Origin of the sequence: Lentzea sp. CA-135723 (assembly GCF_050936595.1) — a bacterium.
GTDB lineage: Bacteria > Actinomycetota > Actinomycetes > Mycobacteriales > Pseudonocardiaceae > Lentzea.
In genome coordinates this window covers 6,407,095-6,421,337 of the sequence record NZ_JBNJMK010000001.1, presented here as the reverse complement: position 1 = coordinate 6,421,337, position 14,243 = coordinate 6,407,095, and the positions used below count along the sequence as shown (strand labels likewise).

The 14,243-nt window shown below is 68.3% G+C and carries 16 protein-coding genes; 3 read left to right on the top strand and 13 right to left on the bottom strand.

All coding sequences use genetic code 11. The annotated features are described in order from the left end of the window. Window positions 1-28 precede the first annotated feature (28 nt). From ACQEU1_RS30010 to eccB, 3 genes are all read right to left on the bottom strand, one after another. Window positions 29-1,108 carry a WXG100 family type VII secretion target gene (locus ACQEU1_RS30010; protein WP_433208800.1) on the bottom strand — a complete coding sequence of 360 codons (1,080 nt, stop codon included), beginning with the start codon at window positions 1,106-1,108 and terminating at the stop codon, window positions 29-31. A 5-nt stretch (window positions 1,109-1,113) separates the two neighbouring features. Continuing rightward, complete coding sequence (locus ACQEU1_RS30005) at window positions 1,114-1,431, bottom strand: type VII secretion target (protein WP_433208797.1); 318 nt, start codon at window positions 1,429-1,431, stop codon at window positions 1,114-1,116. 236 nt (window positions 1,432-1,667) lie between these two features. Beyond that, complete coding sequence (eccB, locus tag ACQEU1_RS30000; protein WP_433208794.1) at window positions 1,668-3,284, bottom strand: type VII secretion protein EccB; 1,617 nt, start codon at window positions 3,282-3,284, stop codon at window positions 1,668-1,670. A 270-nt stretch (window positions 3,285-3,554) separates the two neighbouring features. Here eccB and eccE point away from each other — a divergent pair, with 270 nt between their 5' ends. From eccE to ACQEU1_RS29985, 3 genes are all read left to right on the top strand, one after another. Continuing rightward, window positions 3,555-4,760 carry a type VII secretion protein EccE gene (gene eccE / locus ACQEU1_RS29995; protein WP_433208791.1) on the top strand — a complete coding sequence of 402 codons (1,206 nt, stop codon included), beginning with the start codon at window positions 3,555-3,557 and terminating at the stop codon, window positions 4,758-4,760. After that, a complete protein-coding gene (locus tag ACQEU1_RS29990) occupies window positions 4,757-5,485 on the top strand; it encodes a hypothetical protein (protein ID WP_433208788.1) in 729 nt (242 codons plus the stop codon). Before eccE ends, ACQEU1_RS29990 begins: the two co-directional genes overlap by 4 nt. 256 nt (window positions 5,486-5,741) lie before the next feature. Then, window positions 5,742-7,304, top strand: coding sequence for a S8 family serine peptidase (locus ACQEU1_RS29985; RefSeq protein WP_433208785.1), 1,563 nt, complete (start codon window positions 5,742-5,744; stop codon window positions 7,302-7,304). A 503-nt stretch (window positions 7,305-7,807) separates the two neighbouring features. On the opposite strand, the gene truA is transcribed toward ACQEU1_RS29985, so the two are convergent. The 10 genes from truA to map all read right to left on the bottom strand — a co-directional run bounded on the left by truA (window position 7,808) and on the right by map (window position 14,206). Further along, a complete protein-coding gene (truA, locus tag ACQEU1_RS29980) occupies window positions 7,808-8,602 on the bottom strand; it encodes a tRNA pseudouridine(38-40) synthase TruA (protein ID WP_433208782.1) in 795 nt (264 codons plus the stop codon). 56 nt (window positions 8,603-8,658) lie between these two features. Beyond that, window positions 8,659-9,222, bottom strand: coding sequence for a 50S ribosomal protein L17 (gene rplQ, locus ACQEU1_RS29975; protein ID WP_433208779.1), 564 nt, complete (start codon window positions 9,220-9,222; stop codon window positions 8,659-8,661). A gap of 44 nt (window positions 9,223-9,266) precedes the next feature. Beyond that, the gene (locus ACQEU1_RS29970; RefSeq protein WP_285643098.1) at window positions 9,267-10,325 is read right to left on the bottom strand and encodes a DNA-directed RNA polymerase subunit alpha; all 1,059 of its coding nucleotides are present in this window, start codon (window positions 10,323-10,325) and stop codon (window positions 9,267-9,269) included. 151 nt (window positions 10,326-10,476) lie between these two features. Then, window positions 10,477-11,082: a 30S ribosomal protein S4 gene (gene rpsD, locus ACQEU1_RS29965; protein WP_285643097.1), complete on the bottom strand. Its 606-nt coding sequence runs from the start codon at window positions 11,080-11,082 to the stop codon at window positions 10,477-10,479. Window positions 11,083-11,105: 23 nt separating this feature from the next. Further along, window positions 11,106-11,513 carry a 30S ribosomal protein S11 gene (rpsK, locus tag ACQEU1_RS29960; RefSeq protein ID WP_033436732.1) on the bottom strand — a complete coding sequence of 136 codons (408 nt, stop codon included), beginning with the start codon at window positions 11,511-11,513 and terminating at the stop codon, window positions 11,106-11,108. 37 nt (window positions 11,514-11,550) lie between these two features. Continuing rightward, window positions 11,551-11,931 (bottom strand): 30S ribosomal protein S13, encoded by a 381-nt coding sequence (gene rpsM / locus ACQEU1_RS29955; RefSeq protein WP_045309821.1) that lies wholly within the window; start codon window positions 11,929-11,931, stop codon window positions 11,551-11,553. Between the two features lie 221 nt (window positions 11,932-12,152). Then, window positions 12,153-12,266, bottom strand: a complete 114-nt coding sequence (rpmJ, locus tag ACQEU1_RS29950; RefSeq protein ID WP_010148647.1) for a 50S ribosomal protein L36 — start codon at window positions 12,264-12,266, stop codon at window positions 12,153-12,155. A gap of 25 nt (window positions 12,267-12,291) precedes the next feature. Further along, a complete protein-coding gene (gene infA, locus ACQEU1_RS29945; protein WP_005166804.1) occupies window positions 12,292-12,513 on the bottom strand; it encodes a translation initiation factor IF-1 in 222 nt (73 codons plus the stop codon). 122 nt (window positions 12,514-12,635) lie between these two features. Continuing rightward, window positions 12,636-13,310 (bottom strand): hypothetical protein, encoded by a 675-nt coding sequence (locus ACQEU1_RS29940; protein WP_433208772.1) that lies wholly within the window; start codon window positions 13,308-13,310, stop codon window positions 12,636-12,638. 113 nt (window positions 13,311-13,423) lie between these two features. Continuing rightward, window positions 13,424-14,206 (bottom strand): type I methionyl aminopeptidase, encoded by a 783-nt coding sequence (map, locus tag ACQEU1_RS29935; RefSeq protein WP_433208769.1) that lies wholly within the window; start codon window positions 14,204-14,206, stop codon window positions 13,424-13,426. Between the last annotated feature and the right edge of the window lie 37 nt (window positions 14,207-14,243).

Sequence of the window (14,243 nt, the reverse complement as noted above, 5' to 3'; positions counted from 1 at the left end):
GGGCCGTTTTATTTGTTTCAAAACAAGATCAGTCGTCGTCGCCGATCGTCTTCGGCGCCGCCTTCTTGGGCTTGCCGAGCAGGTCGTCGATCGAGCCGGTGAGCCGTTGCCTCGGCTTGTGCTCCTTGTCGCCACCCTGCTGCCCGCCGCCGCCCATCGCGCCCATCATCGGCGCCATGCCGCCCATCATCCCGCCGCCCGCGGGAGCGGCCCCAGAACGCCCTGCGGCGGCCGCCGCGGCCTGTCCGGCGCCACCACCCTGCTGGGCCGGCGGAACCTGCTCAGCGACGCCTGTGGCCCCGCCGAACTGCATCTGCTGCTCGGGTGTCGCGGCAGCAGCGGGCGCACCGACCGAACCGACGCCACCGCCGACCCCGCCACCACCGCCGACCGAGCCTCCGCCGCCACCGGACGGCACTGCCTGGCTCGCCGCCGTCGCCGACGCTCCCGCCGGCGCGGGCAGCTTGGTCTCGGGCTTCGGAGGCGCGGTGTAGGTCCAGTTCTGGTCGGGGTAGCGGTGCTCCATCCGCACGGCGCCGAACGCCGCCGCGTCACCGGAGAGCCCGTCGCACAGCTTGAGGAACGCCTCCATCACCTGCCGCGCCGACTCGTGCAGCTCGCGGACCGGTTCCTTGAGCTCCTCGATGTGCCGCAGCGCGCGCTGGTCGCCGTCCGACGGCAGCGCGGCCGTGCCGGACACCGAGTCCGCGGCGTCGGCGAGCACGTGCGCCATGTCCTGCACGATGGTCCGCACGCCGTCCGCGGTCTCCTCCAACGCGTCCGCCATGGCGTTCATCGCGTCGGACAGGTCACCGCCCGCGAGCCCGACCTTGCGCATGTGGTCGAGGAACGCCTCGGCGTCCTTGCCCTTCCAGCGCTCGTCGACCCCGCCCAGCGGTGCCTTGACGTGGTTGTTGACCGCCTCGGTCACCTTCGCGGCCTTGCGCCAGCGCTCGGCTTCCTCGCGGAGGTCGTTCCAGTCGCCCACCAGCGGGTCGAAGAAGTCGTGCACGAGGTCCACGACCCCGAGCTTGCGGCTCACCCGCGAGAGGTAGTCGAGCTCGGGACCGACCTCGGCCGCGATCTGCCTGCCGTCCTTGGTCACCACAGCCCCTACCGCCGATCGGCCTTCTTGATGGCCTGCACGCCTTCGTCGTCCCCGGCCCCGTACTGCTGGGAGACCTCGTGCAGGCCCTTGGCGGCCGAGTCGAGCGCGTCACAGGCACGGGCGAGCTGGGAGTTGAGCAGCTCTGCCGCCCGCGCGTAACCCTGGGCCGTGCCGGCGGTTCTGCCGATCTCGCCGAACGACTGGGGGCGCAACGGCGACACCTTCATGGCGTCCCGCACCCGCCTCAGATCGTCCGTCGTCCCGTCGATGCGGTCGGCGTACTTCTCCAACCACTCGGCATCGACGCTGATGCGACCGGCCACAGCAGACTCCCCCCAGGACAGGTCCGGGTGCGGAGCGCGGTGACCGCAATCACCGTCACGTCTTTCGGCGATCAGCAGGGCACCTCGCGGCGTCGGCCCCCGCCCCCCATATGTCCAATATGAGGGGCGGGAGCCGACGCCGCGATGCACCCGTCTGACCGGCGAAACACGCGACGGCGGTTAGCGATCACCGCGCTTTTGTCCTGTTCGACGGTGCTGCACCCGGACCGGTTCCGCTACTTCTGCACGGCGGCCTGCGGGTCCTGGATCTTGCCGCCCGGCGCCGGGATCGAGTCGTAGCTGCGGTTCGCGTCGTTCTTGTTGAGCTGCGGGCCCATCGGCAGCAGGCTGAGGATCTGGTTCGGTGCCGGCGGGAACGTCCCGTCGAGACCGAGCGCCGCCGCCGTCGCACCGTCCGGCACGCCGTAGCGGACGCCACGACCCGTCACGACCTGCACCGGCCCGGTGCCGAAGTCGTTCTTGCCCTGGCTCGCCCGCACCACGGACGCCTTGCCCGGCAGCATCAGGAACTCGTCGATGATCTCGCCGTTGGCACCGGGCGAACCGAGCTGCGCCGGGGTCATGTCCTTCGGGCCCGGCAGCGCGGAACCGATCGTCACCGACGTGTGCTCCGCGCGGTTGTCGGCCGTGAAGTTCTCGGCCTTCCAGCCCAGGCACAGCACGACGTTGTTGGCGTTGGGCTCGAGCGTCGTCGGGATCTTCTCCGGGTAGGACTCGAGGGCGAGCGGCTTCGCCGGGCTGCGGTGGTTCGCGACCGCGCTCGGCGAGAGGCGGATGGCCGCGCGGTTGTTCGAGTAGGCGTAGCGCAGCAGGTCGCCGACCGTCTCCTCGACCGTCTGGAAACCGTCCTCCAGCGCGACCATGGACTCGAAGCCGTTCTGCCGCTCGACCTGGACGACCTCACCGATGTTGACCTTGGTCTCGGTGACGTACGCGGCCTGCTTGCCCTGGTTCGGCATGACCGGCGCGATCAGCGGCGCGACCTCGGGGATGGCGTTGAGCAGCGCCGTGCTGATGGCGCGCGGCTTCTTGCCGGTCAGCTTGAGGGCGTTGACCACCCGGTCGTTCTTCAGGTCCACCTCGGCGCGGACCGTCGACGACGAGATGTCGCGCAGGTTCTGCGGCGTCTTGTAGATCAGGTACGACTTCTTGGCGCCCGTGCGCTGCTGGACGAGCACGGCCTCGGAGCCCAGTTCCGCGTTGCCACCGCTGACACCGGCGATCACGGACGTCTTGATCTGGTTCTCCGCCGCCTGGTCCTCGCGGAACCGGTCGAGCTGGAGGGTGTCGCACACCGACCACTGAGCGTCGATGCGCATCTCCGGCGGCGGCAGCACGTCCGGCGCGTCCGGCAGACCCGTGAGGCGGCCGCGCGGCAGGTTCGCCAGCGCCTTCTCGCTCACGAGCTTCGGGGTTCCGCCCGCAGCGCCCTGCGTCGCGCCCGCCTGGCCGGCCGGTGCGTCGCCGCCCGCCTGACCCTGCTGCGCGTCGGGGTTGCTGCGGGACAGCCAGAGCAGCCGGGCCGACGCCAGGTTCGTCATCGGGATCAACCGCCGCGGGGCGTTGTCCACGACGTAGACCTGGCCGGTCTCCTTGCTGATGGCGATCTGCGTCTGGTCGTCGAGCCTCGGCGCCGGGCTGAAGAGCCCGATGACGAGGAAGATGATCAGACCGAGGACGCCCAGCACCACACCCACGGCTGTCGCGCGCGAATGTGTGCTCATCGGGTCGTTGAGCATCACCGCGTCTCTGCGGACCAGAGCTGACTGCATCCGCTTCAAGACGAATTGGTAGGCCTGGACCTGTGCCTTGGTGGTGGGTGTTGATGCCATTCTCGGCTCGCTGCTCTCCCAGTCGCGGTACGGTTCGGCAGGATAGCCGGACGCAGGTTGCTCCGTGGGCCGGTTCGCCAAGCCCACCGACCATCGAGGGGAAAGAGACCACAACGGATGTCCGTGACCACTCCACATCCGCCCCGGCCCAACCCAGGGATGGCACGGCCGCAGGGACCTGGGGGTCCTGGCCAGCAGGCACCCGCGCCTCCGCGTCCGGTCGGGCGTGTCCGTCGCAGAGCCGCGGGCGTGAGCCTCGGCTCGTTGCCCGTGTCGAACGTAGTCACGATCGAGGTCGGTCTCGCCATCGCCCTCCTCGTACTGGCGATCATGGGCGTCAAGCAGGGCGACGCGCTCAACGTCGTCTCCGTCTCGATCGCCGGCGGTGTGCTCCTCATCGCACTGATCCTGGCCTTCACCCGTTCGCGTGGCCGCTGGCTCACCCAGTGGATCGGCGTCCGCCTGCGCTACAACTTCCGCTCGCACGGCCGGACGGCGCAGCGCCAGGAGCAGACCGAGTCCAAGCCGGGTGACGACGAGCTGCAGGTGCTCGGCCCCGAGGACCCGCGCGTCGCGTTGCTGCGCCTCGCGATCCCGGACCTGGTGATCGCCAAGGGCGTCGACCACGAACGCCGCCCGCTCGCGTTGTCGTGGCACGACGGCGTGTGGACCGCGGTGCTGCTGGTCGACCCGACGCCGCCGCTGATCTCCGCGGTCGGCTCGGCGCCGTCGCTGCCCCTGGGAGCGCTCACACCGTGCCTCGAGGACCGCGGCGTGGTGCTCGACGCGATCACGGTGATCTGGCACTGCTACCCCGGCAGCGCGGCACTTCCGCCGAACTCGCCCGCCGTCAGCTCGTACATGGAGGTGCTCGGCCCGCTGCCCGCGGCGGCCAGGCGCACCACGTGGATCACGGTCCGGCTCGACCCGCGCCGCTGCGGCGAGGCGATCCGGGAGCGCGGCGGCGGCGTCGTCGGCGCGCACCGGGCGTTGATCGGCGCGTTGTCCCGCGTCCGCAACGCCCTGGAGTCCGCCGGCGTCACGATCCGCCCGCTCGACTCGGACGAGCTGCTGCGCGCGGCGATCTCGTCGGCGGAGCTCACCGCGGCCGTCGGCAACACGAACCCCGTGTCGTTGCGGGAGAAGTGGAAGGGCGTCACCGCGGGTGGCGTCGGGCACGCGAGCTACGCGATCACCGGCTGGCCGACCAAGGGCCTCAAGGGCAACCTCAACGCCCTGACCGGTGTGCGCGCTCTCTCGTCCACCCTCGCGATGTCCATCTCACCGTCCCGCGAGGACGGTCAGGTGTCGTTGCGCGGCCTGGTGCGGGTGAGCGCCCGCACGCCGAGCGAGCTCGACCGCGCGGAGGACCAGTTGTCGAAGATCGGCGACAAGCTCGACATCACGCTGACCCCGTTGCGGGGCATGCAGCTCGCGGGCCTCGCCGCGACGCTGCCGCTCGGAGGTGTGGCATGAGCTCCTCGTCCCGTCTGCTCGACGCCCGCGGCCGCGGCGCGGTGGCACCGGAGTTCCTGGTGTCGCCGAACATGCTCGACCTGGTCAGCCCGAGCGGCGACCGCGGCGGCATGATGCTCGGCCAGGGCACCAAGGGCGAACCGCTGTCGGTGTCCGTCCTGCGCCCGACCCCGACCCGCATGGTCGTCGTCGGCGGCCTGTACCTGGCGCGCCAGATCGCGTTGCGCGCCATGGCGACCGGCGCGTGGATCATCATCGCGACCGGCCGCCCGCAGGCCTGGCAGCCGGTGGTCCGCGCGGCGGGCCAGGGTCCGGACGGCCGCCCGTCTCAGCTGGTGCAGCTGCGCCGGCTGTCCCCGGCGGACCTGCCGCGCCCGACCGAGGACATGCCGCTGCTCGTGATCCACGACGGCGGCCACGTCCCGCAGGAGCTGTTCCCGCCGCGCGCCGCGTGGCAGACCACGATGTACGTGCTGCCGTACCTGCACCCGCAGGCGTCGTCCACGGCGAACAACGCGGACCTCGTGCTGCTGCAGCGCCTGCCGATGGGCCAGGCCCAGCTGGCGGGCCAGATGTGGCGGCTGCGCCCGCAGATGTTCCAGCAGCTGACGCAGCTCAAGGACGACCAGGTCATCGCGATGGGCCAGGACATGTGGGCGCACCTGCGCCTCTACACGACCCCGTCCGAACAGCAGATCCTCGGAGCCGTACGACGCGGCGATTGAGTGAAGCGCTCGATCGTCCCACTCAAAGCCGATTGAGACGCTCGACTAAATAGGCGAAACTTGCGCCCCGAACGGACAACCGTTCGGGGCGCAATTGTTTTGTCCATAGATCAGCGGCACCAACTAATTCACAGGTCGAGGCAAATCTGTTGATTCGCCATTCGAACGCATTTGCGTGGACCACCTTGTGTGAAATCAGTCCGCACCACTAAGAAAATTCTCACTGCACAACCCTGCGACGAGGGAGCTTGCTGCTATGGGAGAATCGTGGGCCAGACGAGCGGCTGGAATCGGGCTGGTGGCGGGCACGGCGCTCGCCCTGACGTCCGTCTCCGCCACCGCTGCGCCCGAGGGGGAGATTCGCAACCTCGGTGCGTCCAACGCGGTGAAGGACAACTACATCGTCGTGCTGAAGGACATGAGCACGTCGAGCGTGGAGAACCTCAGCGCTAAGTACGGCGCGAAGGTCAAGCACTCGTACAAGTCCGCTTTGCGCGGTTTCTCGGGCCAGATGTCGGAAAGCCAGGCCAAACGCCTCGCCGCCGACCCGGCCGTCGCCTACGTGGAACAGGACGCCGAGGTCCGCGTCTCCGACACGCAGACCCCGACCCCGTCCTGGGGCCTCGACCGCATCGACCAGCGAGCGCTCCCGCTGGACAACAGCTACACCTACCCGAACCGCGGCGCGGGCGTCACCGCGTACATCATCGACACCGGCATCCGGATCACCCACACCGACTTCGGCGGCCGCGCGGTCTCCGGCACCGACACGGTCGACAACGACGCGGACGCCACCGACTGCAACGGCCACGGAACCCACGTCGCGGGCACCGTGGGCGGCACGAAGTACGGCGTCGCCAAGGACGTGAAGCTGGTAGCCGTCCGCGTGCTGAACTGCTCGGGCTCCGGCACGTTCGCGGGCGTCATCGCGGGCATCGACTGGGTCACCGCCGACGTCCAGGCCAACCCGGCCCGCAAGCCGGCCGTGGCCAACATGTCCCTGGGCGGCGGCGCCAACCAGACCGTGGACGACGCGGTGGCCCGCTCCATCGCCGCAGGCGTCACCTACGGCCTCGCCGCGGGCAACGACAACGGCGGCAACGCCTGCAACACGTCCCCGGCCCGCACCCCGGAAGCCATCACGGTCGGCTCCACGGACCGCACCGACGGCCGTTCCTCGTTCTCGAACCTGGGCAGCTGCCTGGACATCTTCGCCCCTGGCCGCGACATCACGAGCGCCTGGCTCACGAACGACGAGGCCACCAACACCATCAGCGGCACCTCGATGGCCACCCCGCACGTGGTAGGCGCAGCCGCCGTCTACCTCGGCTCCAGCCCCACCGCCACCCCGCAGCAGGTCCGGGACGCCCTCGTTGACAACGCCACCTCCGACGTTGTCACCTCCCCCGGCACCGGCAGCCCGAACAAGCTCCTCCACATCACCGGCACGGCCCCCGGCAACCCGCCCGGCCAGTGCCCGGCCGTCACCAACGACACCGACACGGCCGTCCCGGACTTCGGCGAGGTCAAGTCGCCCATCACCATCGCCGACTGCAACGGCAAGGCAGCAGCCACCGCCACGGTGAAGGTAGCCATCAAGCACACCTACCGAGGCGACCTGGAAGTAGCGTTGATCGCCCCCTCAGGCGCCACAAAGGTCCTGAAGGTGGCCAACGGCTCCGACAGCGCCGACGACCTCAACGCCACCTACAACCTGAACGTGGCAACGGAAGACGCCAACGGCACCTGGCAGCTGCGCGTGCGTGACACCTTCCGCCAGGACACGGGCTACATCGACTCGTGGACGCTCGACATCTAGCCACACCTGAAAGCCGCACCACCGACGGAGCCCCCGGCACCCTGGCCGGGGGCTCCTCCTACGCCAGACGGAGAACGACGGCGGCAGGAAAGCGGCGGCGGGAGGCCAGATCGCACCGCGAAGCCGAAGGCGAGCCGCCCTTCAGCCTTCCTGAGCAAGCGGTCCCGGCGGTGGGGTCCCGTCACGAGTCGCGCCACAGCTCTTGCTGCATGGCTGGATGGGTGTCAAACCGACACGCTTTTCGTCGGTTTGACACCCATCCAGCCATGTGGCTCGCTCTTGGTGCGGCTTGTGACGGGACCCCACCGCCAACGCAACCAAACTACGAAACAGGCGGCCGCTCAAAGCAACAGGCGTGCCATCAGCCTGAGAGTGGCGCGGTGCCCCCCGATCAGATTGCCGGGGGTCTGGGGGCAGAGCCCCCGGAGGGAAGCACGCACGGCGAACCCGCCAACGAAACAGGGGAACCCTACGGACCAACAGCGATCAACAACGACCAGCGGTCAGGAAGACAGCGTCCGCACCCGACGAGTCGCCTCAGCCCGCGCAGCCAACTCGGAGTCGTCGGGGAAGTCCACCCGCACCAACGACAACCCGTGTGCAGGAGCCACCGTCACCCCGCTGGCACGCCCGTGGAGCGCCAAAAGGGACCCAGGCCACTCAACGGCCTTCCGCCCCTCCCCAACAGCCAGCAACGCCCCGATCAACGACCGAACCATCGAGTGGCAGAACGCATCCGCCGACACGAACGCCGTGATGACCCCATCCGAAGTAGCCCGCACCAGCTCCAGCCGCTGCAACTCCCGAATGGTCGTAGCCCCGTCCCGCCGCTTGCAGAACGCGCAAAAGTCGTGCTCCCCCAACAACAACCCGGCGGCCACGTTCATCGCGGCAACGTCCAGCGGACGAGGCCAGGCCAGGGTGTCCAACCGCCGCAACGGATGCGCCCCGAACTCAGCATCCGCGACCCGGTACTCGTAGTGCCGCCGCAACGCCGAAAACCGAGCGTCGAACTCGAAGGGCACCACGCGGGCGGAGAAGACCCGAACATCGTCCGGCAACGCCCGGGCCAGCCGCTTGGGCAACCCGGCGACGTCGACGGACGAGGGCAGATCAGCATGGGCGACCTGACCGGAGGCGTGCACGCCGGCATCGGTCCGCCCAGCAACAGTCAGAGAGACGTCCTCGCGCAACACCATCGACAGCGTGTCCTCGAGAACGCCACACACGGTTCGACGGGAAGGCTGACGGGCCCACCCCGAGAACGAGGTACCGTCGTAGCCCAGGTCGAACCGCACACGAACGAGCCCGCCGCCCCCGGAACCGGGAACGACGGGCTCGTCAGCGTTCAGACTCAGGACTTGTCCTTGGCGGATTCGTCCTTGGCCTCGTCGGCCTTCTCCTCGGCCTCGACGGCCTCAGCGGTCGGCTCGCCGTCAACCTCGACAGCGTCCTCGGCCTTGGTCTCGTCAGCCTCGGCGACGGGAGCCTCGGCAGCAGCCGGCTTCTCGTCCTTGGCGAACTTGGTCTTGCGCGCAGCCTCGGCCTCGGTGGAGACGAGCTTCTGCTGCACCAGCTCGATGATGGCCATGGGGGCGTTGTCGCCCTTGCGCGCCAGCGTCTTGGTGATGCGGGTGTAGCCACCGGAACGGTCGCTGAAGAAAGGACCGATCTCGGCGATCAGCTTGTGCACGACGTCCTTGTCGCGGATCACCTTCATGATCTCGCGACGGTTGTGCAGGTCGCCGGCCTTGGCCTTCGAGATGATCTTCTCGGCGTACGGACGCAGCCGCTTCGCCTTGGCCTCAGTGGTCTTGATCCGGCCGTGCTGGAACAGCGCCGTCGCCAGGTTGGCGAGCAGCAGCCGCTCGTGCGCCGGAGACCCACCGAGCCGTGGGCCCTTGGTAGGGGTGGGCATCGCTTACTCCTGTAACTGAAAGAGATCCTCTGGCTCTGAGAGCGTCAGAGCTGCTCGGTCTCCGCGTAGTCCTGGCCGTCGTCGTGCGGGTCCAGGCCGGCACCGGCGCCCCAGCCCGTGTCACCGGGGTGGTAGTCGGCAGCAGCCGCGGACGGGTCGAACCCAGGAGGCGAGTCCTTCAGGGCGAGGCCGAGGCCGACGAGCTTCATCTTGACCTCGTCGATCGACTTCGCACCGAAGTTGCGGATGTCCAGCAGGTCCGCCTCGCTGCGCGACACGAGCTCGCCGACGGTGTGGATGCCTTCCCGCTTGAGGCAGTTGTAGGACCGGACGGTGAGGTCCAGGTCCTCAATCGGCATCGCGAACGCGGCGATGGTGTCAGCCTCGGCCGGCGACGGGCCGATCTCGATGCCCTCGGCGTCGATGTTCAGCTCGCGAGCGAGACCGAACAGCTCGACCAGGGTCTTACCCGCGGAGGCAACGGCGTCCCTCGGAGTGATCGAGGGCTTGCTCTCCACGTCGAGGATCAGCTTGTCGAAGTCCGTGCGCTGCTCGACACGAGTCGCCTCGACCTTGTACGTCACCTTGAGAACCGGCGAGTAGATCGAGTCGACGGGGATGCGGCCGATCTCGGCGCCCGCCTGCTTGTTCTGGACAGCCGGGACGTAGCCGCGACCGCGCTCGACGACGAGCTCGATCTCCAGCTTCCCCTTGCCGTTCAGGGTCGCGATGTGCAGGTCGGGGTTGTGCACGGTGACACCGGCCGGAGGCACGATGTCGCCCGCGGTCACCACACCGGGGCCCTGCTTGCGCAGGTACATGGTCACCGGCTCGTCCTCCTCGGACGAGACGACGAGCTCCTTCAGGTTCAGGATGACGTCGGTGACGTCCTCCTTCACCCCGGGAACCGTGGTGAACTCGTGCAGCACGCCGTCGATGCGGATGCTCGTGACAGCAGCACCGGGGATCGACGAGAGCAGCGTGCGGCGGATCGAGTTGCCGAGCGTGTAACCGAAGCCCGGCTCCAGCGGTTCGATGACGAACCGGGAACGGGTCTCGGAGACCGCTTCCTCGGCGAGCGAGGGGCGCTGGGAAATCAGCACTGGGTTCTTCCTTTCAGCAACGACGCCCGCTATTTGACGCCGTCAACAACAGCCAGCCTCGAGGACCGGCAAACGCACTCGGCACACCCTTCGCGCCGATGCGGGACCCGACCCGAGCCACCGTCCACAAGAGACGATGGCTCGGAGAGGATCACTTCGAGTAGAGCTCGACGATGAGCTGCTCGGTGACAGGCGTGTCGATCTGCGCGCGCTCGGGCAGCTGGTGCACGAGGATGCGCAGGTTCGAGGGAACGACCTGCAGCCAAGCCGGAATCGGGCGGTCACCGAAGGACGCGCGCGCAGCCTCGAAGGGCAGCGTCGGCATGGACTTCGGCTTCACGTCGATGATGTCGAACTTCGACACCTGGTAGCTCGGGATGTTGACCTTGTGGCCGTTCACGATGAAGTGACCGTGGCTGACCAGCTGGCGAGCCTGGCGACGCGTGCGGGCGAGGCCCGCGCGGTACACCACGTTGTCGAGGCGGGCCTCGAGGATCTGCAGCAGGTTCTCACCGGTCTTGCCGGGGCGGCGAACCGCTTCCTTGTAGTACCGGACGAACTGCTTCTCGAGCACGCCGTAGGTGTAGCGAGCCTTCTGCTTCTCCTGGAGCTGCAGCAGGTACTCGGACTCCTTGACGCGGCCGCGGCCGTGCTGGCCGGGCGGGTACGGACGGCGCTCGAACGCCTGGTCCCCACCAACGAGGTCAACCTTGAGGCGACGCGAGATGCGCGTCGCGGGTCCCGTATAACGAGCCATGAGTTCTTACTCCTCCCCGTGCCTCAGACCCGGCGCCGCTTGGGCGGGCGGCAGCCGTTGTGGGGCTGCGGGGTCACGTCCTGAATGGTGCCGACCTCGAGACCGGCGGCCTGCAGCGAACGGATCGCGGTTTCACGGCCGGAGCCGGGACCCTTGACGAACACGTCAACCTTGCGCATGCCGTGCTCGGCGGCCTTGCGGGCGGCGTTCTCGGCAGCCATCTGCGCCGCGAACGGCGTGGACTTGCGCGAGCCCTTGAAGCCCACGTGGCCGGCGGACGCCCAGCTGATCACGTTGCCCATCGGGTCGGTGATCGACACGATGGTGTTGTTGAACGTGCTCTTGATGTGCGCCTGGCCGTGCGAGACGTTCTTCTTTTCCTTGCGCCGGACCTTCTTGACCCCGGCGCCCGTGCGGGACTTGGGTGGCAAAACGAACTCCTAAGTTGAGGGCAGTAGACGCGAGGTCTTACTTCTTGCCGGCCTTCTTCTTGCCGGCCACGGTCTTCTTCGGACCCTTGCGGGTACGGGCGTTCGTCTTCGTGCGCTGTCCGCGAACGGGCAGGCCGCGACGGTGCCGAAGACCCTCGTAGCAACCGATCTCCATCTTGCGACGGATGTCGGCCGCGACCTCACGGCGAAGGTCACCCTCGACCTTGTAGTTCGTCTCGATGTGGTCCCGCAGCTTGGCGAGGTCGTCGTCCGTCAGATCCTTCACCCGGAGGTCCGGGGAGATCTCCGTGGCGGCGAGCAGCTCCTTGGAGCGCGTACGACCGATGCCGAAGATGTAGGTGAGCGCGATCTCCATCCGCTTCTCGCGGGGGAGGTCGACGCCAGCGAGTCGTGCCATGTGGCGGTTAACTCCTGTCGATTACTTCCAGGTCTGCTCCTCGCCCAGTTCCGGTGACTGACTCGCTGTGTGTCGTTCCGGCTGCTCTCACAGCCGGTGTCCCGGCCCCGGCCTGGAATCCGGGGGTGTCCGCACGCCGATGAACACGGCGTGCGGTAGGTACGAGGAGGCTTCTCGTTACTGCGTCATCGAAAGATCTCGACGAGCGCGAGTGGAACTGCTCAGCCCTGGCGCTGCTTGTGGCGCAGGTTCTCGCAGATCACCATGACCCGGCCGTGACGGCGGATCACCTTGCACTTGTCGCAGATCTTCTTGACGCTCGGCTGAACCTTCACGCCTGAGATCTCCTGCTACTGGAGGTCACTTGTAGCGGTAGACGATGCGCCCGCGGGACAGGTCGTAGGGCGAGAGCTCCACGACAACCCGGTCCTCAGGGAGGATGCGGATGTAGTGCTGTCGCATCTTGCCGCTGATGTGCGCGAGTACCTTGTGACCGTTCTCCAACTCGACCCTGAACATCGCGTTGGGGAGCGGCTCGACTACGCGGCCCTCGACCTCAATGGCCCCGTCCTTCTTGCCCATGTCCTCCGCGTTTCGTGACGGTGGTAATAACCTTTGGACGCGCGCCTATCCGGTTCGATCTCACCAGCAAGGGCATGACAGAACCGGCGCGACGGATGCGCCACCTGACCAGTGTACGCAGTTCACTGCGGCAACCCAAATCGGGTCCGGTCGGTGCCGCTGTCCGGCTGCGCGGCCCGCTCCAGCACGGGCTTGAGCTTCGCGATGGAGCTGATCTCGGACTCGTGCCTGCCGAGCACGGACTGGAGCGTCCGCAGGCGCTGAACGGCGGTCCGGTCGCCGTACCCGGACTCGTCAGAACACCGCTGAGCTGCGTTGTCGAGCGCTCGGTCGCCCTTGCCGAAGCCGTAGGCGTCGAGGCCGGGTGCGTCTGGACCGGGGTTGGTGAACCCCGCCCGGTCGAGGCAGTGCCGCAGCGTCGTCTCGGTGGCCCGCCTCTCGGCGGCCTCCGGCCCGCTCGCCAGCAGCACCTCCCATTCGCGCACGACGGTGTCGTGCAACGCCGTGATGCGATTCACCGCATCGACGTACTCCCAGGGCGCGGAAGCCCGGAACGAGCCGCCGCACCCGCCGTCGACGGGCACGGGCGGGCTGACGAAGTTCGGACGGCCGACGTTGAGGTCGGAGAACGGTGGGTCGCAGTCCTCGACCGCCGCGATGGTCCCCGCCAGGAAGAGCTGGTCGGCGATCCGCGTCGCCGGGACGTCCTGGTAGGTGAAGTCGGTGGCCGGCTTAGAGGCAGCACAGCCTGCTAGTGGAATCAGAAGAACGGACAGGACGACACGGGTTACCCCCACAATGCCCCCAAGCATTGGACTCGCTCGTCCCCTCGACCGTATCCGTTCCCGCAAACGAATTAGCCCCGTTCGCCTGTCGGCAGAACGGGGCTATTCGGGAAAAGCGTGGGGGCTCAGTCCTCTTCGGGTGCGGTGAGCACCCAGGGACCGTCCTCGGTGATCGCGACGCTGTGCTCCCAGTGCGCGGCACGCGTGCCGTCGAGCGTGATGACGGTCCAGCCGTCCTCCAGCTCCTGGGAGTCGTCCGTGCCGAGCGTGAGCATCGGCTCGATCGCGATGGCCATGCCGACCTTGAGCCGGGCGCCACGGCCGGGCTTGCCGTAGTTCGGCAGGAACGGGTCCATGTGCATCTTGGAGCCGATGCCGTGGCCGCCGTAGTCCGCGACGATGCCGTACTCGATGCCGTCGCGCTCGCCCGACTCGATGGCCGAGGACTCGATGGCGAACGAGATGTCCGTGAGCCTGCCGCCGGGCACCGCGGCCTCGATGCCCGCGAGCATCGACAGCCTGGTGGCCTCGGACAGCTTGTGGTCCGCGGGCGAGATCTCGCCGACGCCGACCGTCACGGCCGAGTCGCCGTGCCAGTCGTCGAGGATCGCGCCGCAGTCGATCGAGATGAGGTCGCCCGCGGCCAGCACCTGGGTCTTGCTGGGGATGCCGTGGACGATCTGCTCGTTCACCGAGGCGCAGATGCTCGCCGGGAAGCCGTGGTAGCCCTTGAACGACGGGATGGCGCCGGCGTCGCGGATGGTCTGCTCGGCGATCTCATCGAGCTCCCACGTCGAAACACCGGGTTTGACGGCCGCCACGACGTTCTTGAGGGCCCGCGCCACGACCAGGCCGGAGGCGCGCATGGCCTCCAGCTGGCCGGGGGTCTTGATCTCGATCTTGCTCATGCCTTCACGATCTGTTGCAGCTGTGACGACAGCTCGG